General features: G+C 32.9%; 1 protein-coding gene. It reads left to right on the top strand.

What is annotated here, in order from left to right; genetic code table 11:
- Nucleotides 1–232: 232 nt before the first annotated feature.
- On the top strand, nucleotides 233–918 hold a 686-nt coding region (locus ACG916_RS21485; protein WP_419329345.1), incomplete at its 3' end, for an IS110 family transposase.

The raw sequence follows: 918 nt of genomic DNA, 5'->3' as shown, positions 1-918 counted from the left end.
AAAGATTTTTGTCATCTTGTATCTTGTTCTTTGTAGTGATTAGCTATCACTACACGTAAATTGTAGAGTTTGGTTTGTCATCAAAACTTCGAGTTTCCTGAAAAGATTAAACCTACAATTTACACCTAACCACTGACATAAATCTGGACGGTAACTAAGCACTTCGATGCTGCATTCACAAGAAAAGACTGTGGTTTTTTAATATTAATTCAATCAATAATTAGGTGAAGCTATGTTTTATCTTGGCATTGATGTTTCTAAAGCTAAATTCGATTGTTGTTTATTTCTTGATGACTCTAGTGGAAAAATAAAAACTAAATGCTTTTCCAATAGCAATAAAGGATTTCATCAATTGTTATCATGGTTAAATCGTTTTGGTCTTGTTGCTGAAGAAACTAGAGCCTTAATGGAAGCAACATCCGTCTATCATGAAATGTTAGCTCAATTTTTATTTGATTTAAAATTTCAAGTTTGTGTGGCTAACCCAGCCCGTACTCGATATTTTGCTCAAAGTATCTCTAAGCTTAATAAAACTGACAAAATCGATAGTGAAGTATTGGCGCGATTTGCAATGACTGTAGATTTACATTTATGGCAACCCACTCCTGATAATATCCGATTGCTCAATGCTTTATTAGATAGAAGGTCAAGTCTTGCGAACGACTTAAAACGTGAACAAAATCGTTTGGAAAAAGCAAACTCCACTCTAATAGTTGTACCAATTTTAAAGTCTATTAAGACTAATATTAAATCATTAACTAGGCAAATTCAGAATCTAGATACACAAATTCAAAACCATATTGATCAAGACCATGAGCTTAAACGTGATCAAAAGCTTCTTGAAAGCATTCCAGCAATTGCTGAGCGTACCAGTTTATTAATGCTTGTTTTTTTACGTGCTCATTCTTTTGAAAAAGC

The sequence above is a fragment of the Acinetobacter legionensis genome (assembly GCF_048552295.1).
GTDB lineage: Bacteria > Pseudomonadota > Gammaproteobacteria > Pseudomonadales > Moraxellaceae > Acinetobacter.
This window is presented reverse-complemented; position numbering and strand designations above follow the sequence as displayed.